This window comes from Bosea beijingensis (genome assembly GCF_030758975.1).
GTDB classification, from domain to species: domain Bacteria; phylum Pseudomonadota; class Alphaproteobacteria; order Rhizobiales; family Beijerinckiaceae; genus Allobosea; species Allobosea beijingensis.
This window is the reverse complement of the sequence record NZ_CP132359.1, coordinates 4,597,675-4,623,006: the sequence shown is the minus strand read 5'-3', so window position 1 is coordinate 4,623,006 and position 25,332 is coordinate 4,597,675. Positions and strand designations below refer to the sequence as shown.

General features: G+C 65.3%; 25 protein-coding genes and 3 pseudogenes. 20 read left to right on the top strand and 8 right to left on the bottom strand.

Going from position 1 to position 25,332, the window contains the following annotated elements; all coding sequences use genetic code 11:
• The first annotated feature begins 3 nt into the window (after positions 1-3).
• The 3 genes from secF to Q9235_RS22025 all read left to right on the top strand — a co-directional run bounded on the left by secF (position 4) and on the right by Q9235_RS22025 (position 2,344).
• The gene (gene secF, locus Q9235_RS22035; RefSeq protein ID WP_306228398.1) at positions 4-963 is read left to right on the top strand and encodes a protein translocase subunit SecF; all 960 of its coding nucleotides are present in this window, start codon (positions 4-6) and stop codon (positions 961-963) included.
• 9 nt (positions 964-972) lie between these two features.
• A complete protein-coding gene (locus Q9235_RS22030) occupies positions 973-1,350 on the top strand; it encodes an Mth938-like domain-containing protein (RefSeq protein ID WP_306223920.1) in 378 nt (125 codons plus the stop codon).
• Between the two features lie 106 nt (positions 1,351-1,456).
• On the top strand, positions 1,457-2,344 hold the full coding sequence (locus Q9235_RS22025; protein WP_422678392.1) for a phytoene/squalene synthase family protein: 888 nt from the start codon (positions 1,457-1,459) through the stop codon (positions 2,342-2,344).
• A gap of 45 nt (positions 2,345-2,389) precedes the next feature.
• Here Q9235_RS22025 and trmFO read toward each other — a convergent pair whose 3' ends face one another.
• Positions 2,390-3,796 (bottom strand): methylenetetrahydrofolate--tRNA-(uracil(54)-C(5))-methyltransferase (FADH(2)-oxidizing) TrmFO, encoded by a 1,407-nt coding sequence (gene trmFO, locus Q9235_RS22020; RefSeq protein ID WP_306223918.1) that lies wholly within the window; start codon positions 3,794-3,796, stop codon positions 2,390-2,392.
• A 185-nt stretch (positions 3,797-3,981) separates the two neighbouring features.
• Complete coding sequence (locus tag Q9235_RS22015; protein WP_082009515.1) at positions 3,982-4,137, bottom strand: DUF1127 domain-containing protein; 156 nt, start codon at positions 4,135-4,137, stop codon at positions 3,982-3,984.
• 561 nt (positions 4,138-4,698) lie between these two features.
• On the opposite strand from Q9235_RS22015, the gene Q9235_RS22010 reads away from it, so the two are divergent.
• The gene (locus Q9235_RS22010) at positions 4,699-5,052 is read left to right on the top strand and encodes a hypothetical protein (RefSeq protein ID WP_306223916.1); all 354 of its coding nucleotides are present in this window, start codon (positions 4,699-4,701) and stop codon (positions 5,050-5,052) included.
• A gap of 153 nt (positions 5,053-5,205) precedes the next feature.
• On the opposite strand, the pseudogene Q9235_RS22005 reads toward Q9235_RS22010, so the two are convergent.
• Positions 5,206-5,409: pseudogene (locus tag Q9235_RS22005) on the bottom strand (hypothetical protein); the annotation flags it as partial.
• Here Q9235_RS22005 and Q9235_RS22000 point away from each other — a divergent pair.
• The 7 genes and pseudogenes from Q9235_RS22000 to pcaF all read left to right on the top strand — a co-directional run.
• Positions 5,371-5,802, top strand: a pseudogene (locus tag Q9235_RS22000) (CoA-transferase); the annotation flags it as partial. The pseudogenes Q9235_RS22005 and Q9235_RS22000 sit on opposite strands and share 39 nt — an antisense overlap.
• Positions 5,799-5,885: pseudogene (locus tag Q9235_RS26915) on the top strand (hypothetical protein); the annotation flags it as partial. The pseudogenes Q9235_RS22000 and Q9235_RS26915, both read left to right, overlap by 4 nt.
• Before the next feature lie 139 nt (positions 5,886-6,024).
• Entirely contained in the window at positions 6,025-6,612 is a 588-nt protein-coding gene (locus tag Q9235_RS21995; protein WP_465248467.1) for a dioxygenase family protein, read from the top strand.
• Positions 6,596-7,312, top strand: coding sequence for a protocatechuate 3,4-dioxygenase subunit alpha (pcaG, locus tag Q9235_RS21990; protein ID WP_055727178.1), 717 nt, complete (start codon positions 6,596-6,598; stop codon positions 7,310-7,312). The genes Q9235_RS21995 and pcaG overlap by 17 nt, the downstream gene beginning before the upstream one ends.
• Before the next feature lie 55 nt (positions 7,313-7,367).
• Complete coding sequence (locus Q9235_RS21985; RefSeq protein WP_306223915.1) at positions 7,368-8,465, top strand: lyase family protein; 1,098 nt, start codon at positions 7,368-7,370, stop codon at positions 8,463-8,465.
• A gap of 9 nt (positions 8,466-8,474) precedes the next feature.
• Entirely contained in the window at positions 8,475-9,665 is a 1,191-nt protein-coding gene (gene pcaDC / locus Q9235_RS21980) for a bifunctional 3-oxoadipate enol-lactonase/4-carboxymuconolactone decarboxylase PcaDC (protein WP_055727179.1), read from the top strand.
• A gap of 18 nt (positions 9,666-9,683) precedes the next feature.
• Positions 9,684-10,892 (top strand): 3-oxoadipyl-CoA thiolase, encoded by a 1,209-nt coding sequence (gene pcaF / locus Q9235_RS21975; protein WP_055727338.1) that lies wholly within the window; start codon positions 9,684-9,686, stop codon positions 10,890-10,892.
• A gap of 74 nt (positions 10,893-10,966) precedes the next feature.
• On the opposite strand, the gene Q9235_RS21970 is transcribed toward pcaF, so the two are convergent.
• A complete protein-coding gene (locus tag Q9235_RS21970) occupies positions 10,967-11,470 on the bottom strand; it encodes a MarR family winged helix-turn-helix transcriptional regulator (protein ID WP_306223914.1) in 504 nt (167 codons plus the stop codon).
• A gap of 316 nt (positions 11,471-11,786) precedes the next feature.
• Here Q9235_RS21970 and Q9235_RS21965 point away from each other — a divergent pair, with 316 nt between their 5' ends.
• The 6 genes from Q9235_RS21965 to Q9235_RS21940 all read left to right on the top strand — a co-directional run bounded on the left by Q9235_RS21965 (position 11,787) and on the right by Q9235_RS21940 (position 18,461).
• Positions 11,787-12,722 (top strand): ABC transporter permease, encoded by a 936-nt coding sequence (locus Q9235_RS21965; RefSeq protein WP_055727181.1) that lies wholly within the window; start codon positions 11,787-11,789, stop codon positions 12,720-12,722.
• 1 nt (position 12,723) lies between these two features.
• The gene (locus Q9235_RS21960; RefSeq protein WP_055727182.1) at positions 12,724-13,581 is read left to right on the top strand and encodes an ABC transporter permease; all 858 of its coding nucleotides are present in this window, start codon (positions 12,724-12,726) and stop codon (positions 13,579-13,581) included.
• Entirely contained in the window at positions 13,578-14,576 is a 999-nt protein-coding gene (locus Q9235_RS21955; RefSeq protein WP_055727183.1) for an ABC transporter ATP-binding protein, read from the top strand. Before Q9235_RS21960 ends, Q9235_RS21955 begins: the two co-directional genes overlap by 4 nt.
• Positions 14,573-15,631, top strand: a complete 1,059-nt coding sequence (locus Q9235_RS21950) for an ABC transporter ATP-binding protein (RefSeq protein ID WP_055727184.1) — start codon at positions 14,573-14,575, stop codon at positions 15,629-15,631. Before Q9235_RS21955 ends, Q9235_RS21950 begins: the two co-directional genes overlap by 4 nt.
• A gap of 29 nt (positions 15,632-15,660) precedes the next feature.
• Positions 15,661-17,241: an ABC transporter substrate-binding protein gene (locus tag Q9235_RS21945; protein WP_055727185.1), complete on the top strand. Its 1,581-nt coding sequence runs from the start codon at positions 15,661-15,663 to the stop codon at positions 17,239-17,241.
• A 62-nt stretch (positions 17,242-17,303) separates the two neighbouring features.
• Complete coding sequence (locus Q9235_RS21940; RefSeq protein WP_055727186.1) at positions 17,304-18,461, top strand: serine hydrolase domain-containing protein; 1,158 nt, start codon at positions 17,304-17,306, stop codon at positions 18,459-18,461.
• 140 nt (positions 18,462-18,601) lie between these two features.
• On the opposite strand, the gene Q9235_RS21935 is transcribed toward Q9235_RS21940, so the two are convergent.
• The 4 genes from Q9235_RS21935 to Q9235_RS21920 all read right to left on the bottom strand — a co-directional run bounded on the left by Q9235_RS21935 (position 18,602) and on the right by Q9235_RS21920 (position 22,154).
• Positions 18,602-19,336, bottom strand: a complete 735-nt coding sequence (locus tag Q9235_RS21935; RefSeq protein ID WP_055727187.1) for a pirin family protein — start codon at positions 19,334-19,336, stop codon at positions 18,602-18,604.
• 149 nt (positions 19,337-19,485) lie between these two features.
• Positions 19,486-20,103 carry an isochorismatase family protein gene (locus Q9235_RS21930; RefSeq protein WP_055727188.1) on the bottom strand — a complete coding sequence of 206 codons (618 nt, stop codon included), beginning with the start codon at positions 20,101-20,103 and terminating at the stop codon, positions 19,486-19,488.
• Positions 20,104-20,265: 162 nt separating this feature from the next.
• Entirely contained in the window at positions 20,266-20,847 is a 582-nt protein-coding gene (locus tag Q9235_RS21925) for a TetR/AcrR family transcriptional regulator (RefSeq protein ID WP_055727339.1), read from the bottom strand.
• 398 nt (positions 20,848-21,245) lie between these two features.
• Positions 21,246-22,154, bottom strand: coding sequence for a LysR family transcriptional regulator (locus Q9235_RS21920; RefSeq protein ID WP_306223913.1), 909 nt, complete (start codon positions 22,152-22,154; stop codon positions 21,246-21,248).
• Positions 22,155-22,373: 219 nt separating this feature from the next.
• Between Q9235_RS21920 and Q9235_RS21915 the strand changes: the two genes are divergently transcribed.
• From Q9235_RS21915 to Q9235_RS21905, 3 genes are all read left to right on the top strand, one after another.
• On the top strand, positions 22,374-23,348 hold the full coding sequence (locus Q9235_RS21915) for a dihydrodipicolinate synthase family protein (RefSeq protein WP_306223912.1): 975 nt from the start codon (positions 22,374-22,376) through the stop codon (positions 23,346-23,348).
• Positions 23,349-23,381: 33 nt separating this feature from the next.
• Complete coding sequence (locus Q9235_RS21910) at positions 23,382-23,933, top strand: 3-hydroxyanthranilate 3,4-dioxygenase (protein ID WP_306223911.1); 552 nt, start codon at positions 23,382-23,384, stop codon at positions 23,931-23,933.
• A 183-nt stretch (positions 23,934-24,116) separates the two neighbouring features.
• Positions 24,117-25,280, top strand: a complete 1,164-nt coding sequence (locus tag Q9235_RS21905; protein ID WP_306228396.1) for an ABC transporter substrate-binding protein — start codon at positions 24,117-24,119, stop codon at positions 25,278-25,280.
• The last annotated feature ends 52 nt before the right edge of the window (positions 25,281-25,332 follow it).

Below are 25,332 nucleotides of genomic sequence, written 5' to 3'. Positions count from 1 at the left end.
CGCATGCGCCTGCTTCGTATCGTTCCCGACAACACCAATTTCAAATTCGTCTGGTTCCGCCGGTTCAGCTATCCGCTATCGGCCGCCTATTCGATCCTCGTCCTCGTGCTATTCCTGACGATCGGCCTGAATTTCGGCATCGACTTCAAGGGCGGCACGCTGATCGAGATGCAGACGAAGAGCGTGGCCGTCGACATCGCCCAGATCCGCCAGACCGCCAACGGACTTGGCTTCGGCGAGGCCGAGGTGCAGGAATTCGGCTCCGGTGGCGAGGTTTCGATGCGCTTCGGCATGCAGCCGGGCGGCGAGACGGCGCAGCAGGCGGTCGTCGTGAAGGCGCGCGAGGCCTTCGCCGCCAACTATGATTTCCGCCGCGTCGAGACGGTCGGCCCGCGCGTCTCGGGCGAGCTGGTGCAGGCCGGCACGCTCGGCGTCGTGCTCGCGATCGTCGGCGTGCTGATCTATCTCTGGTTCCGCTTCGAGATGCCGCTGGCGATCGGCGCGATCCTTGGCACGCTGCACGATATCGTGCTGACGATCGGCTTCTTCCTGATCACGCAGCTCGAATTCAACCTGACCTCGATCGCGGCGATCCTGACCATCGTCGGCTACTCGCTGAACGAGACCGTCGTGGTGTTCGACCGTACGCGCGAACTCCTGCGCCGCTACAAGACCATGCCGGTCGCGGAGCTGCTCGACCTCTCCGTGAACTCGACCCTGTCGCGCACGGCGATGACGGCGACCACGACCTTCCTGTCGCTGCTCGCGCTCGTGCTGTTCGGCGGCACGGCGATCGAGGGCTTCGCGCTGGTCATGCTGTTCGGCGTCGTGGTCTGCACCTATTCGGCGATGTTCGTCTCGACCCCCGTGCTGCTCTACATGGATGTCCGCTCGGCCGGCGCCCGCGAGGAGGCACAGGAGGCCGCGCGAGCCAAGTCTTCCGCTGCCAAGGCCAAGGCCTGATCGCGGCCGATGCCGCGCTTCGAGGGCTTCATTCCCGGACGGTTTCCGCTCGACGCCATCGGCGCGGGCGGGTTCCGCTTCGCCGAGATGAGCCACAAGGGCTCGATCATCGCGATGCCGGCCGGAATCCGCATTTGGCCGGTGACGCGCTTTTCCGAGGTGACGATCGAGAGCCTGCAGCCGGTGCTCGACGAGGCCGGAACGATCGATTTCCTGCTGATCGGCACGGGACCGGATATCGCCTTCATTCCGCCTGCTCTGCGTGATCCGCTGAAGCAGGCTGGGATTACCGTCGAGGGCATGGCGACCGGGGCGGCGGCGCGGACCTACAATGTCTTGGTCGGCGAGGACCGGCGTGTGGCCGCGGCGCTGATCGCGGTCGACTAGGATCGCTTCGTAAACCGGCCATGTGAGCGGAGCGTAGCGATGACACCGCGCTTGGCCTAGACTGGGCTTGGGCCGAGGGCGAATGATGACGGGCCGAGGCGGGACGATGCCGCAGACCGAGACAGACGACCGCAGGGAGATCGCGCCGGCGCGCCTGCCGGAGGCCTATGCCCATTGTGCCGAGCTGGTTCGCGAGCAGGATCAGGATCGCTATATCGCCGGGCTCTACGCACCCGAGGACCGCCGCGCGGCGCTCTATGCGCTCTATGCCTTCAGCCTGGAGATCGCGCGGGTGAGAGCGCTGGTCAGCGAGCCTCTGCCGGGCGAGGTCCGTTTGCAATGGTGGCGCGACGTGCTGGAGGGGCAGGCCGGCGGCGAGACGCAGGCGCATCCGGTCGCCGCGGCGCTGCTCGATACGATCCGTCGCTACCGGCTGCCGGTCGCGCCACTGACGGCGCTGATCGATGCGCGCATCTTCGACCTCTATGACGATCCGATGCCGTCGCTGCGCGATCTCGAAGGCTATGCCGGCGAGACGGTCGGCGCGGTGATGCGGCTCGCCTGCATCATCCTGGCCGGCGGGCGCGATCCCGGCGGCGCTACGGCCTGCGGCCATGCCGGCGTCGCCTATGCGCTGACGGGGTTGATGCGCGCCTTTCCCTGGCACGCGGCCGAGGGGCAGGTCTATCTGCCGGCCGATATCCTCGCCCGCAACGGCGTCACGCGCGACGACATCGTCCGCGGGCGCGGCGGGCCGGGCGTGCTCTATACGCTGAAGGAATTGCGCGAGATCGCGCGGGGGCACCTGAAGAAGCTCACGAGCCTCAGCGAGACGATCCCCTCGGGGCTCAAGCCTGCCTTCCTGCCGGTCGCGCTGGTCGAGCCATATCTCAAGCGGATGGAGGTCGGCGGATACGATCCCTACCGCACCATCATCACGCTCCCGGCCTGGCGCCGGCAATGGGTGCTGTGGCGGGCGGCACGGCGCAAGTAGCAGGCCGTCATGCTCGGCTTCGCCCGAGAATGACGGCAGAGCATTTTACTCTGCCGCCTTCGCCTCGACGCCACCCGCCCACTCGTCCATGACCTGCTTGGCCCGCGCCGTCAGCGCCTGCTTGCGCGCGAGGCTCTTGGCCGGGCCTTTCAGGCGCTTGCCGTCGGGGCCGGTGGTCGCCACGCCTTCGATCAGCGGGAACAGGCCGAAATTGATGTTCATCGGCTGGAAGGAGCGCGGTCCCTCGTCGATCGTGACGATATGGCCGCCGGTGATGTGGTTGACCAGCGCGCCGAGCGCCGTCGTCGCGGGCGGCAGCGGCAGCTCATGGCCCAGCCGTTCGGCCGCAGCCATGCGGCCGGCGAGCAGGCCGGTGGCGGCGCTCTCGACATAGCCCTCGCAGCCGGTGATCTGGCCGGCGAAGCGCAGACGCGTATCGGCCTTGAGGCGCAGGCGCTCGTCGAGCAGCTTGGGCGAGTTCAGGTAGGTGTTGCGGTGGATGCCGCCGAGCCGGGCGAACTCGGCGTTCTGGAGGCCGGGAATCATCCGGAAGATCGCGGCCTGCTCGCCATATTTCAGCTTGGTCTGGAAGCCGGTCATGTTGAAGAGCGTGCCGAGCGCGTTGTCCTGCCGGAGCTGGACCACGGCATAGGCCTTGACCGTCGGGTTGTGCTTGTTGGTCAGGCCGACCGGCTTCATCGGGCCCCAGCGCAGGGTCTCGCGGCCGCGCTCGGCCATGACCTCGATCGGCAGGCAACCGTCGAAATAGGGCGTGCCCTCCCATTCCTTGAACTCGGTCTTCTCGGCGGCGAGCAGCGCGTCGATAAAGGCTTCGTACTGGTCGCGGTCGAGCGGGCAGTTGATGTAGTCGGCACCGGTGCCGCCGGGGCCGGCCTTGTCGTAGCGCGACTGGAACCAGGCCTGGTCCATGTCGACCGAATCGAAATGGACGATCGGGGCGATGGCGTCGAAGAAGGCGAGCGAATCCTCCGATGTCAGCGACTGCAGACCCTGGGCCAGCGCCGGCGAGGTCAGCGGGCCGGTGGCGATGATGACATTGTCCCAGGCGGCTGGGGGCAGCCCGGCGATCTCGCCGCGATCGATGGTGACGAGCGGATGGGCTTCGAGCGCGGCGGTGACGGCCTGCGAGAAGCCGTCGCGGTCGACCGCGAGCGCGCCGCCGGCGGGGACCTGATGGGCATCGCCCTTGGCCATGATCAGCGAGTTCAGCCGGCGCATCTCCCAATGGAGCTGGCCGACGGCATTGCTGGAGGAATCGTCGGAGCGGAAGGAGTTCGAGCAGACGAGCTCGGCCAGCCCCTCGGTCTTGTGGGCATCCGTGCCGCGGACCGGGCGCATCTCGTGGATGATGACGGGGATGCCGGCCTGCGCGACCTGCCAGGCGGCTTCGGAGCCGGCGAGACCGCCGCCGATGATGTGAACGGGTTCCATGGCTGGGGATGTGTCCGCAGCGGGCCGCGAGGTCAAGGGATACGCGGCCTGAAATGCAAAATGCCCGCCGTGAGGCGGGCATTCGCTCTTCGACCGAAGCTCGAGGGGAGGGGAAACACGAGCCTCAGGAGAAACTACACGGAACGCGCCGCACCCTGTGCGCAGCGGTTCTTATTCCAGAGCCTTCAGGCCGCAGCGTGCGAACGCGCGATGAAGGAGATCTCCGAGCGCGACAGGCCGAGATCGTCGAGCTCGCGGTCGGTCAGACGGGAAAGCTCGCGAACGGTCTCGCGATAGCGAAGGTAGGCGCGGATTTTGGCAGCGATCATGGTGACGAACATGGTGGTTTTCCTTAGCGATATTCCGGACCGGGGCGGTGCCCACAGCGATAATTTCGTTGTGCGCTGCATATAAACCGGACAGCCTGCTTCCAACAGTGGCACAGCATCAGCTCCGATATGCAATCGATGCATAGCGAGTTAAGATTCCGGTCATTTTCGCGGTATCGTCCTGCGTTGAGCGTAACGCTTGCGGCGAAATTGAGGAAATGAGCGGCCTCTTATTTGTGCAGATCGTCGCCTGGAGCCGGGCTGTATCAGATTGTAGCTCATTTTGTGGGCATGTTGCGGGCGCTAAATGGCGAGCGTGCGCCTCATGACAATTTTGCGTTGCAACATAAGCCGGCGCGACTGCCGTCCTGATGACGGCGGAGGCCGGGGCTGCGACCGGGAGTGATCCGCTTGCGGCAGCGTTTGCCGGGCAGAACTTGCCGATTCCAGAATCGTTGCCCCATCGCCGCCTGCGTCGAGGCCCAGTCAATTCTTTGAAATGAATGGCGTATTTCCATCGGGCACTGGCGGCCCGGAGCTTGCCTGCCAGTGGTTAACAGAAAGGAGCGCGCGATGACCGTCTCGTTCTCGACCTCGAACTGGCCCGTCAACCTGCCCAAGACCTACGCCACCAAGCAGGCGGCCGATGACGATTCGAAGGGGGATGCCGGCGTCTCCGCCTCATCCTCTGCTTCGTCGTCCTCGACCGAAGCCGAATTCCTGAAGATTGCACGGATGTCGCCGGAGGAGCGGGTTCAGGCTGCGCTCCTCGCCAAGCTCGGCATGACCGAGGAGGAGTTCAACAAGCTCGACGCCCAGGCCAAGGCCGACGTCATGACCAAGATCCGCGACGAGATGCTGAAGCAGATGGAAGCCAAGGGCGAGAACGCGACCAAGACCGGCGCGCTCGCCGATATCAAAGTCTGAGACGCGCTTCGAGGCCGGCGGAGAGCCGGCCTCGCTTTGACTGTTCCGGCGCCTCCCGGCCTTTTAGTGGAAACGTGGGTCATCCCGGCCGGAGCGAAGTGCCGACCGGGATGAGCTGCGCGGTTCCGGCGCGAAATCGGCAACGCCCCGCCGTCAGCCCACCTTGCCGGCGTCGAAGCGCAGCAGCCGCAGAGCGTTCGCCGTCACGATCACGGTCGCGCCGGTATCGGCGAGGATCGCGACCCACAGGCCGGTAAAGCCGAGCACACTGGTGACCAGGAATATCGCCTTCAATCCGAGCGCGATCGTAATGTTCGTCCGGATGTTGCCCATCGTTGCACGCGCGAGGCGGATCATATGATCCGCGGCGGCCATATCGACCTGACCATCCTCGGCGCGATGGAAGTCGCGGCCAATGGCGACATCGCCAACTGGACGATTCCCGGCAAGATGGTGAAGGGCATGGGCGGCGCCATGGACCTCGTCGCCGGCGTCAAGAAGGTCATCGTCGTCATGGATCACGCCAACAAGGCCGGCGAATCCAAGGTTTTGGAGCGCTGCGCCCTGCCGCTCACCGGCGCGGGCGTCGTCGACATGATCATCACCGATCTCTGTGTCTTCGTCTGCGACAAGGCGAAGGGCGGGCTGACCCTGATCGAACTCGCCCCCGGCGTCGATCTGGCGGAGGTCAAGTCCAAGACGGCCGCCTCCTTCGCGGTTGCCACCGAAAAGCAGGACAAGGCGGCGTGAGCAGGCTCATCTTTCCCTATTCACCCAACGACGAGGGCTCTCCCCCCTCTCACTGGCCGGACTACCGCTCCACGGTAGCGAGAAGCCCGCGGCAGGCGCCGCTCGCGATCCCGCAGACGCTGACGGAAGTGACCGGGCCTGGCGACTGGGGCCGGCTGATGGGTCCTGCGATGCTGGACCTGACGACGCAGCACAAGGCCGCACCGCAGNACGCTGACGGAAGTGACCGGGCCTGGCGACTGGGGCCGGCTGATGGGTCCTGCGATGCTGGACCTGACGACGCAGCACAAGGCCGCACCGCAGGGCCAGCGCATCGTCGTCACCGGCCGCGTGCTCGACGAGGACGGCCGGCCCGTGCCGAACACTGTCGTCGAAATCTGGCAGGCCAATGCCGCCGGCCGCTACATCCACGCCAAGGACGACTGGCCCGCGCCGCTCGACCCCAACTTCACTGGCGTCGGCCGCGTCATTACCGATGCCGAGGGCCGCTATCGCTATGTCACGATCCGCCCCGGCGCCTATCCCTGGGGCAATCACAAGAACGCCTGGCGACCGGCCCATATCCATCTCTCGCTGCTGGGGCCCGCCTTCGCGACCCGGCTGGTGACGCAGATGTATTTCCCGGACGATCCGCTGATCGAGATCGACCCGATCGCGAATGCCGTGCCGATGCCCTATCGCCAGCGCATGGTCTCGCGCTTCGACATCGACGCTACCGTGCCGAACTGGGCGCTGGGCTATGTCTTCGACATCGTGCTCAAGGGCCGCGACCAGACGCCGTTCGAGGACGACCATGACGACGACCACTGAGCCGACAGGCAGAGATCTGGAGAGCCGCAACGCCGCGCCGCGGCAGGACAGCCAGAACCCGTCGATCTTCGGGCAGACGCCCTGGCAGACGGTCGGCCCCTATTTCCATTACGGTCTGCCCTGGAAGGGCGGCGCCGATCTCGTCGATCGCTCGGAGATGGGTGCCCGGCCCGATCTGATGCCGCCGGAGCATTTCCTGCTCTCGGAATCCAACCTCTCGGGCACGCCGCAGGGCGACGTCATCGAGATCGCCGGCTCCATCCTTGACGCCGAAGGCCAGCCGATCCCTGACGCCATGATCGAAATCTGGCAGGCCAATGCCGCCGGCCGCTATGCAAGCGCGGACGACGCCCGTGAGGATGTGCCGCTCGACCGGCATTTCGTCGGCTTCGGCCGCAGCTCGACCGACAGGGACGGCGTGTTCCGCTTCCGAACGATCCGGCCCGGCCGCGTGCCCGGCCCCGGCAACACGCTTCAGGCCCCGCATATCGCGCTCTCGGTGTTCGGCCGCGGGCTGCTGAAGCGCCTGCCGACACGGCTCTACTTCGCCGATGGCGAGGGCAACGAGACCGATCCGATCCTCAATCTCGTGCCGGAAGCCCGCCGCCACACCCTGATCGCCCAGCGTAAGCCGGACGGGACATGGTGGCTCGACATCAACCTCGCCGGCGAGAGCGAGACGGTGTTCTTCGATCTGTAAGCGTCTCGCCACTATGGGTCTCATGCTCAGGCTGCGGCCAGCGACGACCGATGCGATGCTGGCCGTCTTTGCGGACGAGGCCACGCTGCGGCATGCGCTCGCCTTCGAGGCCGGGCTCGCCCGCGCCGAGGCGGCGGAAGGGCTGATCGGCGCTCCGGAAGCCGAGGCGATCGCGAAACTCTGCGCCGGGATCGTCATCGATCCGGCCGAGCTCGCCGGGGAAGCGGCGCTCGCCGGCACGTTGGCGATCCCGCTGGTGGCGCGACTGCGCGCTGCCTTGCCGGACGCGCCCGCGAAAGTCGTACACAAGGGCGCGACCAGTCAGGACGTGGCCGACACGGTGCTCGCCTTGCAGATCCGCGCCGCCTTCAACCTGCTCGACGCCGATCTGAAGCGGACGACGGCTGCTCTCGCCATGCTGGCCGGACGTCATGCGACGACCCCCGCCATCGGCCGCACCCTGTTGCAGGATGCGCTGCCGATCAGCTTCGGCCTGCGCATCGCGCAATGGCAGGCCGGCATCGCCGAGGCCGCATCGCGGCTCGCCCGGGACGTGGAGACCGGCGCCACGCTTCAGTTCGGCGGTGCGGCCGGAACCCGCAGCGGCCTCGACGGCAAGGCAGGCGCCGTCGCATCCCGCCTCGCGGCGCAGCTCGATCTTCCGGATGCCGCTCCCTGGCAGAACCGCCGCGGCGGGATCGCCGGCATCGCGACGGCGCTCGCCATCCTGATCGGCGCGCTCGGCAAGATGGCGCGGGACGTTTCGCTGCTCGCCCAGAACGGCATAGGCGAGGCCCGTGAGCCTGCCATTGCCGGCCGCGGCGGCTCCTCCGCCATGGCCCACAAGCGCAACCCGACGGGTTGCCAGGTCGCGCTGTCCGCGGCGCTGCGCGCGCCCGGCCTCGTCGCCGGCATCCTCGCCGGGCTGCCGGCCGAGCAGGAGCGCGGCCTCGGCGGCTGGCAGGCGGAAGGCCCGGCACTCGCCGACCTGTTCCTGCTCGCCGCCGGCGCGGCCGAGGCGATGGCGACGGTCGCGGAAGGGCTGGAGATCGACGAATCCGCGATCGCCCGCAACCTCGCGGCGGCGGGCGTCGGCACTGAGATCGGCGAGAGCGCGGCCCTGATCGCCCAGCTTCTCGCCCGGAACGAATGAGGACAGCCCATGCCTTTTGCAGCAAGCAGCGGCGCCCGCATCTACTGGAAGCTGGAAGGCGCAGAGGACAGCCCGGCCCTCGTCCTGCTGAACTCGATCGGCGCCGACATGTCGCTCTGGGATGCGGCGATGCCCGGCCTGCTCGCCTCGTTCCGCACGCTGCGGATCGACACGCGCGGCCATGGCGCCTCCGACGCGCCCGAGGGTGAGTACACGCTGCCGATGCTGGCCGGTGACGTCGTCACCGTCATGGAAGCGGCCGGCATCGAACGCGCCGCGATAGCGGGCGTCTCACTTGGCGGCATGATCGCGATGGAGCTGGCGCTCGGCCACCCGGAGCGCGTGTCGGCGATAGCCCTGATCTGCACCTCGGCCACCATGGACGGCACCGTCTGGCGGGATCGCATTGCACAGGTGCGTGCCGGCGGCACCGCGGCCATCGCCGACGCCGCCCTGCAGCGTTTCCTCTCCCCCGCCTTCGCCGCGGGCCAGACGGCTATAGCCGCGAGCCTCAAGCGCAACCTTGTCGCGCAATCAGCACACGGCTATGCCGGAGCCGGCGCGGCCATCCGCGACATGGACCTGATCGGCCGGCTTTCCGGCATCGCCTGCCCGGTGCTGGTCGTCACCGGCGAGCGCGACGTCTCGACGCCCCTCGCCGGCCATGGCGAGAAGCTGCTGGCCGCCATTCCCGGCGCGAGCCATGCCCATCTCGACAGCTCCCATCTCCCTCCCATCGAGGCTCCGGCCGCGCTGGTCGGCGCCCTGCGCGCCTTCCTCGTGCCGGGGGCCGATACGGCCGACGCGGCGGAGGCGCTGTTCGAAGCCGGGCTGAAGAATCGCCGCCGCGTTCTGGGCGACGCCTGGGTCGACCGCTCTCTCGCCGGCCGCACCCCGTTCAATGCCGAGTTCCAGGCGATGATCACCCGCATCGCCTGGCAGGAGATCTGGAGCCGGCCGGGCCTCGACGACCGTACCCGTCGCCTGCTGGTGCTCGCCATCACCGCCAGCCTAGGCCGCTGGGAGGAATTCCGCCTGCATGTCCGCGCGGGCCTGAGCCGCGGCGGCTTCACGCAGGACGATCTCAAGGAAGTGCTGATGCAGACGGCGATTTATGCCGGCGTGCCCGCCGGCAACACAGCCTTCGCCGAGGCGGCAGAACTCATCGCCGAGATCGACGGCGAACGAACAACATCCTAACGAGTGACGGGGAAGATCATGCCCGAGGCCTATATCTGCGATTACATCCGCACGCCGATCGGGCGGTTTGGTGGGTCGTTGTCTGCTGTGCGAGCGGATGATCTTGGCGCGGTGCCGCTGAAGGCGCTGCTTGAGCGCAACGCCGGCCTCGATCCCGCCGCGATCGACGAGGTGATCTACGGCTGCGCCAATCAGGCGGGCGAGGACAACCGCAACGTCGCGCGCATGTCGCTGCTGCTGGCCGGCCTGCCCGAGAGCGTGCCCGGCACCACGATGAACCGGCTCTGCGGCTCTGGCATGGATGCCGTGATCACGGCCGCGCGCGCCATCAAGGCGGGCGAAGCCGAACTCGTCATCGCAGGCGGCGTCGAGAGCATGAGCCGCGCGCCCTTCGTCATGCCCAAGGCCGAGAGCGCCTTCTCGCGCCATGCCGAAATCCACGACACCACGATCGGCTGGCGCTTCGTCAATCCGCTGATGAAGAAGCAGTACGGCGTCGATTCGATGCCGGAGACCGGCGAGAACGTCGCGGTCGATTACAAGGTCTCACGCGAAGATCAGGACGCTTTTGCCGTCCGGTCGCAGCAGAAGGCGGTTGCAGCCCAAGCGAGCGGCCGGCTCGCAAGGGAGATCGTCAAGGTGACGATCCCGAGCCGCAAGGGCGATGCCACCATCGTCGACAGCGACGAGCATCCGCGTGGCGACACCACGATCGAAAAGCTCGCCAAGCTGCCGACGCCCTTCAGGAAAGACGGTGGCACCGTAACCGCCGGCAACGCGTCCGGCGTCAACGACGGCGCGGCCGCTCTGATTGTTGCCTCCGAAGCGGCGATGAAGCGCTTCGGCCTGACGCCGCTTGCGCGCATCGTGGCCGGCGCGACCGCTGGCGTTGCGCCCCGCGTGATGGGCATCGGGCCCGCACCCGCAACCCAGAGGCTCTGCAAGCTGATCGGCGTGCAGCCTTCCGTTTTCGACATCGTCGAACTGAACGAGGCCTTCGCCAGCCAGGGAATCGCGGTCCTGCGCGAACTCGGCATTCCGGAAGACGGCGCCTATGTGAATCCGAACGGCGGCGCCATCGCGCTCGGCCATCCACTCGGCATGTCGGGCGCCCGCATCGCGGGTACAGCGGCGCTGGAACTCTCGCTCACGGGCAAGAAGCGCGCGCTCGCCACCATGTGCATCGGCGTCGGTCAGGGCATCGCTGTCGCGCTCGAGGCGATCTAGCAACGCGCAGCGGCTCGATGCCAGATCAGCAGGCAAGTGGGCTCTGTTTCGGGGGTGACAATGGACCTTCAACACTAAGGCTGGCGAACCTCCTGATCGAGCCCGGCATTGATTTTCTCGACGATGGAAATGAGAAGGGCGACCTCCTCATCGGACAGGAACTGCAGCGCGCGCTCGTTCACGTCACTGACGCATTGCTCGATACGCGGCCGTAACGCACGCGCCTTGTCGGTCAGATGGATGTTGGCAACCCGCATATCCCGCTCATCGCGAACGCGCCGTGCAAGCCCGGCGCGTTCGAGCTGGTTGACCGCGCTGACGACCGAGGGGCCCACGGCCTTGACCGAACGTCCGAGGACCACCTGCGGTACGCCGTCCTTCTTGTAGAGGGCCCAAAGATAAGGCCACATCCCTATGTTGATACCCTGCTCTGCGAGCAGAACCTTGATCTGATCTCGGGCCCGCCGACTGACCGTTCGGATCAAATATCCGACATTCCACGGGCCGGAATACAGAGCCCGACGCTCCTCCTCCGACAGCCGTTGTCGACGGCAGCCGCCGGGAGCCAGCGGAGCCATGGCCATGTCCGATCTGTCACCCATGCGGGCCCTCCCCGACGTTCAAGTTTCGAGCGCCGCCCCAGCGCTATTGGCGGCAGGCGCTCTGATCAACCCGCCGGTGCCGGGTCGGAAGGACGCGACGCAACCTACACCGGAATGGCGTTCGGCGATTTAGACCAACAACCCGGATTGACAAGCCCGACTTCGCCGATAACTTAGTTAGCATAACTAACTTCTTCATGCGAGTAGGGGATCACCCCGCGGAGATGGACGTGCTGAGTAACCGCAGATCGCGCGCTGGAGCCAAGGAAGGCCGGCCTGTCCGGGTCGGGCCTTGCTGAAGGCCGTATCAGCCCGCCTCGTCCTGTCGATACCCGTCTTGGCGGGAGCCATCCTGTTCGGCTTCGTGCTGTTGCGGGTCGTTCCGGGCGATCCTGCCGCGCTGCTTGCCGGTCAGTCGGCCTCGGCACAGGTCGTGTCGCAGTTGCGGATCGAGATGGGGTTGGACAAGCCCTGGATCCTGCAGCTGTTTCACTATTTCGGGGATGTCGTCGTCGGCAACCTCGGCCGGTCGATCATATCAAACCGCCCGGTCCTCGAAGAACTGATCGAGGCTTTTGGCCCCACGGCCGAGCTGGTGCTGACCGCACTGCTGATCGCCGTGCCGATCGGCATCGGACTGGGCGTCGTTGCCGCCGTGCAGCGCGGCACGATCATCGACCGGGCCATCATGGCTCTGGCGGTCGCTGGCATCTCCTTGCCGGTCTTCTGGGTCGGCTACATGCTAATCCTCAGCTTCGGCGTGCAATGGGGGTTGCTGCCGTTCACGGGCCGGCTCGGCCCGATCTGGACACTCGAAGGGCTGCAAGGGCTTGCCCTGCCGGCCCTGACGGCCGCCTTCACGTTGATCGGGCCGATCGCGCGCATCTCCCGGACGGCGCTTCTGGAAACGCTGCATGCCGAGCACATCAAGCTCGCCCGGGCGAAGGGCGTTCCAGAATACCAGGTCGTGATCAAGCATGGCCTGCGCAACGCGTTGTTGCCGATCGTCACATTGATCGGAATGCAGATAGGGCATCTGCTCGGGGGCACCGTCATTATCGAGACGATCTTCGCATGGCCGGGGGTCGGACGGCTGATCGTCGGCGCGATCATGAACAGCGACTATGCAACCGCGCAGGGCGGATTGCTGCTGATGGCCTGTGTCTTCGTGATGGTGAACCTGACGGTCGATCTTCTCTACTCGGCCCTCGATCCGAGGTTGTCCTGAGATGGCTGTCGCGGCACGGCAAACGACGACAGGGCCGAAGTCGAAGCGGCGCCGGGTGCGGGGGCAGATCGCCACCATCGCCGCGGCGATGGTGATTGGCGTCATCGTCTTCGCAGCACTTTTCGCCCCACAGCTCGCACCTTACGATCCGTATCAGGTCGAGCTCCCGTCCGCCCTGCAGGAGCCGAGCTGGGAGCATTGGCTCGGCACCGACATGCAGGGGCGCGACCTGCTCAGCCGGATCATGTACGGCACACGCCTGACATTGCTCACAAGCCTGACGGCGCTGCTCATCGGCAGCGCCTGCGGCGGGCTTCTGGGCCTGGTGGCGGTCTTCTTTCCCGCCTCCGATGGAGCCATCGGGCGCCTGCTCGATATCCTGCTGTCTTTCCCGGCGGTGCTGTTCGGCCTGGCGCTGGGCGCAAGCCTGGGACCCGGACTCCTGCCCGTGACAATCGCCCTCGCGATCGCGACCATCCCGGAGGTCGGCCGCATCACCCGGGCGGCCGCCATGGTCGTGGCCCGTCAGGAATACATGCAAAGCGGCAAGGCTATCGGCCTCAGCCGAGCGACGCTCTTCTTCAAATACTTGGCATGGAACTGCATGCCGACCGTGTTCGTATTCCTGACCCTGAGGTTTGGGTTCATCATCCTGCTTGGAGCCGGGCTTAACTTCCTCGGCCTCGGCGCCGCGCCGCCAACGGCCGAACTCGGGGTTCTCGCCGCGGAAGGACGCAACGTGCTGGCATTCGCCCCGCATGTGGCGACCTATCCCAGCCTGGCGATCTTCCTCCTGGTGCTTTCGCTCAACGTGCTCGGGGACGCGTTGCGCGACAAACTGGACAAAAGGCTCCTATGAAGCCGGCGCTGCTCGACGTCGAAGATCTGACAGTCGTCCATGACGGCGAGCACGGCTCCCGGGTGGATCTGGTCGCGGGCGTCTCCTTCGCCCTACGCGCCGGCGAGACACTCGGACTCGTCGGCGAAAGCGGCAGCGGAAAGAGCCTTACCGCTCTCGCGGTGATGGATCTGCTCGGTCCGAACCTGGCTGCGGGGGGCACGATAACGCTGGCCGGGCGAGAGCTCGGAGGCCTTTCGAGCCGGCAGCGGCGCCGGCTGTGCGGGACCGAACTAGCTATGGTCTTCCAGGACCCGATGACAGCGCTGAACCCTGTCTACTGCATCGGCTACCAGATCGCAGAGGTCCTGCTGACCCACCGGCTGGCCTCGCGCGATCAGGCGCGGGCGCGAGCTGTCGATCTGCTGCGCCAGGTCGGCATTCCCGATCCGGCCCAGCGCGTCGATGCCTACCCCCACCAGCTGTCGGGCGGCATGCGGCAGCGCGTCGTGATCGCGATCGCCCTCGCGGGCGACCCTTCAATCCTGATCGCCGACGAGCCGACAACCGCACTCGACGTCACGGTTCAGGCCCAGATTCTGGAGCTGCTGCGTTCGCTGCGCGATCAGCGCGGAATGGGAACGATCCTGATCTCCCACGACCTGGGCGCCGTAGCCGAGATCGCTACGCATGTCATGGTCATGTATGCCGGCCAGGTGGTGGAACACGCGCCGGCCGCTGACCTGTTCCGGGAGCCCCAGCACCCCTACACGATCGGTCTGCTCGGCTCGCTGCCCAAGCTCGGCGCGCGCGAGCGACGCCTGACCACCATCGGCGGCAGGGTGCCGTTGCCCGGAACCGTCAAGTCGGGCTGCCGCTTCGCGCAGCGTTGCCCCTGGGTGCTGGAGACCTGCCGGCAGAAGGAGCCGCCGCTCATGGAGGTAGCTGCGGGTCACCGAGCTGCATGCTTCCGCGTGCCGCTGCCAACCGGCGCCCCGTTGGGAGATCGCGCATGACTGCCCGGGAGGAGCTTCTTTCGGTTCGCAATCTGGAGAAGGTGTTCGGCTCCCGGACGTTCTTCCGTCGCGGCGATCGCGGTGTCCATGCAGTGAACGGCGTATCCTTCGCGATCGACCGCGGTGAGACCCTGGGGCTGGTCGGCGAGAGCGGCAGCGGAAAGTCGACGGTCGGACGAATGCTGCTGGGACTGATGCCCGCCAGCGGCGGGTCGATTACCTTCGACGGCGACGATCTTGAGGCGTTGGCGGCCTCCGGCGAGATCCGCCGCAAGATCCAGATCATCTTCCAGGACCCGCACGCCTCGCTGCATCCCCGCCTGACGGTCCGACAACTGATCGCCGAACCCGTGCGCCTTCACCGCGGCCTGTCGGGCAGCCCGCTGAATGAAGCGGTCGACAGGCTCCTCGAGGATGTCGGCCTCGCACCGGAGCTCGCCTCGCGCTATCCGCACCAATTCAGCGGCGGGCAGCGCCAACGCATCGGCATCGCCCGGGCCCTGGCCTGCAATCCGCAACTGATCGTCTGCGACGAGCCGGTCTCCGCGCTCGATGTCTCCGTCCAGGCACAGATCATCAATCTGCTGAAGGATCTGCAAGAGCAGCGCGGGCTCTCGTACCTCTTCATCGCCCATGATCTTGCGGTGGTTCGCCATATCAGCCACCGCGTCGCCGTGCTCTATCTCGGACAGATCGTGGAAAGCGCTCCCTCGGACGTTCTGTTCTCGGGGGCTCGGCATCCCTACACGCAGGCATTGTTGGCATCGATCCCGCGAGCGGGTGCGGTTCCGGACGCCAGGGCGCGGCTGAAGGGCGAACCTCCATCTCCGTTCGACAGACCCGATGGCTGCGCATTCCGCGGACGATGCCCGCACGCCACCGAAATCTGCACGACGCCACCGCCGGCAGTGCGTCTGCCCGACGATCACGTCGTCGCCTGCCATCACGTCGCGACGATTGCGCCATTCGCCCCGCCGCCGGCCGCACTCGTCTCGCCCCGGCTGACGGCGTTGGCAAGAGCCTACGCCCCCCAGGTTGCCGCCGAAGCCTCCTGATCGCGAACCGGATCGAAAGGGAAAGAGGAATGTCGAAATCGCTCAAGGCCACCCTCTTGCTGGCGTTCGCCCTCGCCGGCTCAAGCGCTTCGGCGCAGGGCACGAGCCAGGTCACGATCCTGCGCGCGGCGGAAGCCGAGCGCTACGATCCCCACAAGGTCGTCAGTCGGCCGATGACCGAGATCGCGTTCCTGCTCGCCGATACGCTGCTGGCGCTGGACTATGATCAGAAGACGGTGAAGCCGCTGCTGGCGACGTCATGGAGCGCCTCGCCGGACGGCCTGACCTACAGGTTCACGCTGCGCGACGACGTCCGCTACTGCGATGGTCGCCCGATGAAGGCCGAGGACGTCGTTTTCTCGCTGAAGCGGTGGATCGCGCCGGAGACGCGGGCTCCGCTCGCAAACCAGGCCGGAAGCGTGAAGGACATCAGAGCCGAGGGCGACACGACGGTCGTCTACGAACTCAACGAGCCGCACTCGGAACTGCTGATCAACCTGACGCAGGTGTCGTCATCCATCATCGATCGCAACGAGGTCGAGAAGCTGGGGACCGATTTCGGCGTCAAGCACTTCAACGGCACAGGCCCGTTCTGCTGGGTGCGCTGGCTGCCCCGCAACGAACTCGTCCTGAAGCGCAATCCCCACTATAAATGGGGACCCGACTTCTATCAGAACCGCGGCCCGGCGCATGTCGAGCAGATCGTCCTGAAGCAGGTGCCAGACGAAGGCACCCGCATGGCCGCGATGACGGCCGGGCAAGCGGATCTCACGCAGTACGTGCCGCGCTGGTCGATCGCGCGCTTCGAGTCGGCCCGGCAATTCTCCGTGGTCCGGCCAGCGACCTTCTTCTCGCTGCTGTATCTCGGTTTCAAGACCGATCGCCCGATGGTGTCGGACGCCCGCGTCCGCAAGGCGATGAACATGGCCATCAACCGGGATGAACTGGCCCGCACCGTGTTCTTTGGCCGATCCGACCCCGCCTACAGCTACACGCATCCCCAGTCGACCGACTACAATCCCGAGCTCGAGCCGGTCCTGTCCCGCTTCAACTTGGCTGAGGCCAATGCGTTGCTGGATCAGGCCGGATGGTCCCGCGGAGCGGACGGGTTCCGTGCCAAGGACGGCGTGCGCCTGGCTCCGGTGGTGGTGATCCCCGCGCCGATCATGGCTGACGTCGCCCAGGCCATTCAGGGCTCTCTGCGCCAGATCGGCGTCGACGCCAAGCTCGAGCTGCTCGACGGAGCCGTGTTCTTCCAGCGAGCCGCCCAGCAGGACTTCGAGATGTATGGGCTGCAGCAGCCATACCTGACCTCGGGCATGATGATGTCGGAGAACTTTGCATCGACCGCAATCCCCGTCCCGAACCGCATGAACTGGCGCAACGCGGAGTTCGACAAGCTCGTCCGGGAGGCACGGTCCGCCACCGACCCCGCGAAACGCGAGGCGGCCTACAAGCAGGCCCAGCTGATCGTGCACAAGGACGATGTGTGGATGCCGCTCGTCCACGACCAGGCCTACATGATCATGGGCCCTCGCCTCGCCCCCATGAAGGCGCACGGCAACCAGGCCGTCACCTTGTACAAGGCCCTCGACCTTCGCCTCAAATAGTCGGCATCGGCGGCTCCCGCCGCCAGTCGCCGCTTGCACATGCCTTTCCTGGAGACGACGTGATGGTGCGCAGCATCAACAATCCTGGCCGCTCGATCGAAATAAGCGGCTTCTGCAGTCCCGCCTTCGCCGCGGTGAAGGATGCCTTCTACAAGAACTTCACCGCGCGCGGTGAAGTCGGTGCGTCGGTATCCGTGACCGTCCGCGGAGAGACCGTCGTCGATCTCTGGGGCGGAAACACAGATGCCGCGCAAAAGGAGCCCTGGCAGAAGGACACCATCTGCTGTGTCCAGTCGGTCTCCAAGGAAATTACCGCCCTCGCCTTCCACATGGCCGTCGACCGCGGGCTGATCGACGTCGATGAACTCGTGACGACGTACTGGCCGGAGTTCGGACAGGCGGGAAAGGAGAAGACAAAGGTTCGCTGGTTGCTGGACCACCGCTGCGGTATCCCGATCGTCGCCGGCGCTACGCCTGGAATGGCCTATGACTGGACGCGCATGACGGAAGGCCTGGCAGCAACAGCGCCGCTGTGGGAGCCGGGCACGACACCCTGTTATCATTCCGCGAACTACGGCTTCATCATCGGGGAGGTTCTTCAGCGAGTGACGAACCGTTCGGTCGGGGAGTTCCTGCGCAAGGAGATCGCCGAGCCTCTTGGAATCGATTGCGTGATTGGCCTCCGCGACGAGGAGGACGCGCGTGTCGCGACCTTCCTGGACAAGGAAGACCACATATCGCAGGCCTGGATCGACGAAGGCACGAACATCTTCGCCAAGAGCTGGAAGATCTTCTGGGATGATGAGGATTTCAACAGCCGCGAGTGGCGGCGCGCCGAGATCCCCTCCGTCAACGCCCATACGAATGCGCGTGCGCTCGCGCGAATCTGCGGCGTCCTGGCCTGCGGCGGCGCGATCGACGGTGTCCGGCTACTGAGCGCGGCAGCTGTCGAGCGCGCTGCGGAGGTGCAATGGACAGGGAAGGACGTGCAGGACCGGCTGCTCTCGCTTTCCCTCGGTTTCCTCATGCCGACCGAGAACTTCCCGAGCACCGGCCCGAGGACGATCGGCATGATGGGCGCCGGCGGAGCGACCGCTTTTGCCGACCCCGATCTCCATCTCGGCTTCGGCTATTCCATGAACGCCATGGATCCGGCCCAGTCCGGCCGACAGCGCCCCCAAGCACTGGTGGCGGCGCTCAACAGCTGCCTCGGTCGCTAACCGCCCCCCGCGGGAACAGAGCAACGCGCAGGCATTGCCAGCGCGTTGCCGCACGCTATTTTGCGATGCTGGACGAGGCAGCGATCGCAGGCTGACTCGAATCGAGCGGGCTCCGGTGAGCCCGAGGCGGTTCAGGTGGCCTAACGTCCGCTGATTGTGCCCAAGAGAGACGCGGTGGCATTGCGGTTGACCAGAAAAAGGACCAGTCCGGTTGGCATTTTGGCTTCGACCGGAGGCAGAGCATCATCGAAATCGGTCACCGCATCGCCCTTTTGAAGCGAGTCACCGCCGATCGAGATCTCTCCATCCATAACATAGAGCCATTGCGACAGGCCCTCGACGTGCGGGATCTTGATCGACTCTCCGACCCTAAGATGAGCGTCGTAGACGGTCACGTCCTGCCGTATCGAAAGCGGAGCACCCTCTCCTTCCGCTGCAGCGATCAGGATCCAGCTCCCGCTCGCCGAGTCATCAGGCCTGTCGAAGAACTGAACTTGGCCGGGGAGATCTGAGTTACGCGGGCGGATGAATATTTGGAGCATCTCCACCGGCACATCCGGCGTGGATTCTTCGTGCCAGAAGCTTTTTCCAGCGTTCATCATCATCAGCCGACGCGGACCAATCGACACCGCCTGTCCGGTGGAGTCTTCATGGACCATCTTTCCACGCCACATGTAACTGAGAATCTCGTCGTTCCTATGCTCGTGCATGCGAACGACCGTCCCCACGTCGAGGTTGGCATGATCCATAACACTGAACGGGCCAAATGCCTGATCATTGTCTGGTCCAAAAATGGCGCCGGGCCGTATCCGTCTTATCTTGAACGGTCCCTGTGCGAAGGAAGCGCTAGCGCCCGAACGCAGGATTCGAAGCATCACTATCTCCTGTTTCGAAGTGGTCCATCATAGGATGGCCAATCCTTCCTGGTTGCGGCCCAACCGCCGAGTTCGCTGACATCGACGGGAAGACGCTACCTATTTCGAGTGGCAGCATTTGCGCGCCGCCCCAGAGGATTAGACGCGGATCAGCTTTTGACCGCTTGGAAGCTGGCAAACAGATTGCCGTAGAATGGCAGGTGCTCGCCCATGATGTGGCCCAGGTCTTGGCCCGAGGGATTGCGCCAATCGGCCTGCAACTCCGCGCCGACAGCAGCCCAAGTGATGGGCTTGACGCCTGCCTGTGCCATGCGAGCGACGGCCACTTCCTGGACAAGCTTATTCCAAGTGCCCGAGGCGTCGATCACTGCGTAAACATCGTAGCCGGCCTTGATTGCGGACAGGGCGACGAAGGCGACGCACACCTCAGTTGAAACACCCGCAACGATCAGCTTCTTGCGACCGGTCTTTTCGACTGACGCAACGAACTCGGCATTATCCCACGCATTGATTTCCCCTGGGCGATGAACGAGCGGCGCATCCGGAAGGGTCTGCCTGATGATCGGCAGAATGGGCCAGTTGGGGCCGTCTGCAGCGCTCGTCGTAATCACCGTGGGAAGCTTAAAAGCTTTAGCAAGTTTAACTAAACCGGTGACAGCCGTCAGGTATTCAGGAACACTCTGATCCTGCACGCCGTTCGACAAACCAGTCTGATGGTCAACAAGAAGAACCGCAGCATTGTCTATAGTGAGGCGATCGTAACTCATTTTATCTCTCCATTTGCGACGGTTATCCGGAATTGGATGCCGGCGGTGCAATCGTCACAGCGTCGATGACGCGATGATCTGAGGGATGAGGCGGCAGCTTGCCCGCAGCCACGTTTCCAATAAGGACCGATCGGTCCATAATTTCCAAATAGCGAGCTTGTTTCAATGATCCAGAGTGGCGAAGAGCAACTCAAGCGCATCCGCAAGCCGTGGCTTGGCGGCCCCGGCACGAACCATCACCTGCAATCCAGGAAAGGCCACGACAAACAGACGCGCCAGCTTGCGAGCCTCCACCTTGCTTTTGATACTCTCCTCCTTCTGGCCGCGCTCGATGCATCGGGCTAAGGCGTCCTCGATGAGTTGAAAATCGGTCTCGACACGGTTTCGCACCTGAGGGTCGTGCGGCGCGAGTTCGACCGCCTGGTTCGTACTCATGCAGCCGTTCGAAAACTCAACAGCAGTCGCATCATTGATAACCTTGCAAAAGAATACCTCGATCGCCTCTCTTGCTGTGCCCTGTTTCAGGGTCAACTCCATCTCGCGCGCCCTATCGCGTCTGTAAGCGTCATAAGCCGTGAGGAAGAGTTCGCGTTTGTCGCCGAAGGCTCCATAGAGGCTGCTCTTGCTGAGCCCCGTCGCCTGCATGAGATCCACGACACTAGTCGCTTCGAACCCCTTGTTCCAGAACACGCGCATGGCGCTATTGAGCGCTGCATCGGGATTGAATTCCAGTGGGCGAGGCAATTGGTGGGTCCTACACAAGTGTCAGTTCGCTACCCATACTGGTTATGAACCGGTGAGTCCAAAATATTCTTGGAGCCTCTCACTATCGATCTAGTGGGAAATGCTTCTTTGCAGGATATAAAGATCCGCAAGAGATTGGTGACGCCAAGGTACCCGAGCCTCCAATCGTCAATAGCAATTCAATAGCAAACCTCGCTATGTCGCCTTTTTGTCCCCTCTTTGTTCACTCGACTTTCCGTCGTAGGACCGTGAATTTCCCGGCGAATCGGCTTTTTTGTCTACGTTGACATCGTAGGGGTCACAGGTTCGATCCCTGTCGCGCCCACCATTTGATGCCCTTGCAATACAGGGACGAAAGGCCGCCTCACCGGGCGGCCTTTTTGCTTGTCAGCGCCTTCTCAATCAGCCTCGCTCGGCGCGAGCTGGCGCACCAAGCGGCGCAGCAGCCCCTCGAAAGCCGAGAGCGCCGGTGAGGCCGAGCGGCCGCCGGGGCGAATCATCACGATGTCCCGCGCGATCGACGGCTCGGTCAGCGGGCGCACCAGCACCGAGGCCGGCGCCACCGCCCGCGCATAGGTCGGTAGCACGGCGATGCCGAGCCCGGCCTCGACCAGCGCCAGCGCGGTCGTGATCTGCGTCACCTCATAGGCCGGCTTCAGTGTGATCTCGGCGGTCTCGTAGCCGACCTCGGCGAGCAGGCGGATGCCGCTGTCGCGGGTCAGCGTCACCAGCGGCTCGTCGGCAAGGTCCCGCCAGGCCACCGAATCCTGCGAGGCGAAGCGGCTGCCGCGCCCGCAGAACAGCATCAGGCTGTCGCGGGCGAGCGTCGTGCGCTCGATCGTGTCGTCGAGCGCCGGGAAGGTGCCGACGCCGCAATCGGCCTTGCCGAAGCGTACGGCCTCGACGACGAGATCGTTGCGCGCATCGATGATCGCAACCTGCAGGCCGGGATATTTCTGCTGCAAGGCCACGATCGTCGGCGGCATGATCACCGCGGCGAGCAACGGTGGCACCGCGACCACGATGCGCCCACGCCGGCGCTCGGCCAGGCCATTGGCGTTCAGCACGGCCGTGTCGAGGTCCTGCACGATCTTCAGCGCAGCCCCGTGAAACTCGCGCCCGCCCTCGGTCAGTTCGACCCGCCGCGTCGTGCGGTCGAGCACGCGGATGCCGAGTTCCCGCTCCAGGTCGCGCACGAGCTGGGAGAGCGCCGGCTGCGCCATGTTCAGGCGCTCGGCCGCCTTGGTGAATGTGCCCTGCTCGGTCACGGCCAGGAAGGCCTGGATCTGGCGCAGCGTGATCGCCATGGATTTCCCGATTTATAAGGATAGCTTCCGAATTCATACGAATGTTACGAGTTGCCGTATACCCCGGCTCTCATGCCATCATCCCTCATCGCCCGGCATGCATGTCGGGTTGCCTGGGAGAGGTTGTCGGGCAAGGGCATTTCGGATGATGGCGCGGAATGATCGCGTCGCCCGAGGCCGCTTACGCCCGAGCCGCTCCGGAATGCGGGAGCCGGCCTGATGAAATACGCCAAGAAAGACGCCAAGGCCTATGCCCGCGCCCATATGAAGGGCATCTGGGCGGCTGCGCTCACGCCCTTCACGGAATCGGGCGCGATCGACGAGGACGGCTTCCGGCAGAACATCCGCCACTGGCTCGGTGATCTCGGGATCGACGGCCTGTTCATCGCCGGCAAGCAGGGCGAGTTCTTCTCGATGTCGCTGGAGGAGCGCAAGCGCAACTTCGAGCTGGCGGTCGAGGCCTCGGCCGGCCGCGGCCAGACCATCATGTCCTGCTCCGACCAGAACATGGACGTCGTCATCGATCTGGCGAAGCACGCCCAGAAGGTCGGCGCCGACTACATCGTCGTCCACGCGCCGATCCTGCATTTCTTCAAGGCGCAGGACGAGACGCTGTACGAGTACTACCGGACCATCGCCGAGAAGGTCGATATCGGCATCGCGCTCTGGAGCCATCCGGATTCGGGCTACCTGATGAGCCCGCAGCTCTGCAACCGGCTCGCCGACATCGAGAATGTCGTCGCGATCAAATACAGCGTGCCGCGCCCGATGTATGCCGAGCTCACGCGCTTGGCCGGCGACCGCATCCTGGTCAGCACGGCGTCCGAGGAGGAATGGCTCGACAACATCCTCGAGCTTGGCTGGCAGCTCTATCTCTGCTCCTCGCCGCCCTACCTGATCCAGACGGCGAACGACCGGCGCATGCGCGAATACACCGATCTCGCCTTCCGCGGCGAGGCCGAGAAAGCCCGCGCCATCCGCGACAGCCTGAACCCGGTGCGCGAGGCCCTGCGCGGCACGCGGCCCTCCGAGAAGCCGCATGCGCATCAGAAATACTGGCAGGACCTGCTCGGTCAGGTCGGCGGACGCGTCCGCGCGCCAATGCTGGAGCTGACCGAGGCCGAAAAGGCCGCGACGCGCGCTGCCTTCGACGCCTGCGGCCTGGGCAAAGCGCCGCTCGCGAAGGCCGGCTGATCGAATTCACGAGTAAGGATGGGAGTGGGAACCATGGCGACCGAAGGACGGCTCAAGGCCTTCAACTTCAAGAAATGGATCGCGGAGCATGAGCACCTGCTCAAGCCGCCGGTCGGCAACAAGAAGGTGTTCGACGACGGCCAGATGACCGTGATGGTCGTCGGCGGCCCGAACCAGCGCGCTGACTACCATGACGACCCGGTGGAGGAGTTCTTCTACCAGCTCAAGGGCGACATGATGCTGAAGCTGGTCGACAACGGGAAGCACTATGACGTCACGATCCGCGAGGGCGACGTCTTCCTTTTGCCGCCGCATGTGCGCCATTCCCCGCAGCGCCCGCAGGAAGGCTCGATCGGACTCGTGGTCGAGCCGGCGCGCCATGGCGATCAGGTCGACGGCTTCGAATGGTACTGCTTCGAGTGCCAGGGCCTCGTGTACCGCATCGAGCTCAAGGTGAAGGACCTCGTGAAGGACCTGCCGCCGCTCTACGAAGCGTTCTTCGCGGACGAGAAGGCCCGCACCTGCAAGCATTGCGGCGCGCTCCATCCCGGCCGCAAGCCCCCAGCCGGCTGGGTCGCGCTCTGACGCTGCCACTCCGAAAGACGGGCTCCCGCTAGCGAGGGAGTCCGTGCTTGGATAACAGGCAGCAGCGCCTTGCGTCCCGGCCGGGGCGCGGTGATGGTGCATCGAAATACGCCTAAGCGCGGCGGCGCAGAAACGCCGCGTTCGACCATCTCAGAGGCAAAAACGGAACGACTGGAGTCCATGATGAAACTGCGCGGATTGCTCTTCGGCATCGCGACCACGCTGGCGGCCTCCACGGCGCTGGCCCAGCAGCCGGTCAAGATCGGCATGATCACCACGCTCTCGGGGCCTGGCGGCTATCTCGGCCAGGACATCCGCGACGCGTTCAAGCTCGCCATCGACCTCGAGGGCGGCAAGCTCGGCGGCGTGCCGGTCGAGCTGATGGTCGAGGACGACGCGCTGAAGCCCGGCCAGGGCAAGCAGATCGCCGAGAAGATGCTGAAGACCGACGGCGTGAAGATATTCACCGGCATCGTCTTCTCGAACGTCGCCGGTGCGACCGTGCCCGATATCGTCGATTCCAACGCGCTCTATGTCAGCCCCAATGCCGCGCCCTCGAACTTCGCCGGCAAGGAGTGCAACGCCAACTACTTCGTCGTTTCCTGGCAGAACGACAGCCTGCACGAGAGCGCCGGGCAATACGCCACCAATCTCGGCTACAAGAAGGCCTTCATCCTCGCGCCGAACTACCAGGCCGGCAAGGACGCGCTGACCGGCTTCAAGCGCATGTTCAAGGGCGAGATCGCCGGCGAGGTCTATACCCGCCTCGACCAGACCGACTTCGCCCCCGAGATGGCGCAGATCCGCGCCGCCAATCCCGACGTCGTCTTCCAGTTCCACCCTGGCGGCCTCGGCATCGCCTTCCTGCGCCAGTACCAGCAGGCCGGCCTGCTCGGTAAGACCCCGATGGTGCTGGCCGAGCCCTCGCTCGACGCCACCACGCTGAAGGCGGTCGGCGAATCCGCTTTGGGTCTCAGCGTCACCGCGCACTGGAATTCCGACTTCGACAACGCGGCCAACAAGAAATTCATGGAGGCCTGGACCAAGGCCTACAACCGCGCCCCGACCTATTATGCCAGCCAGGGCTACGACGCCGCGCTCGCCATTGCGTCTGCCCTGAAAGCGACCGGCGGCAAGGCCGATGTGCCGGCCCTGCGCACGGCGCTGGCCAAGGCGGATTTCCAGTCGGTCCGCGGCGCCTTCAAGTTCGGCCCGAACCAGCACCCGGTGCAGGACTGGTACGCGCTCAAGGTCGAGAAGGGCGCCGACGGCACGCCGGTGCTCAAGACCTCCGGCAAGGTGCTGAGCAACCATGGCGACGTCTACGCCAAGGACTGCAAGCTCTGAACCGGCTGGTCTAGCCGTTCACGCAACTCTCGTATCGGAACGGCGGCGGAGG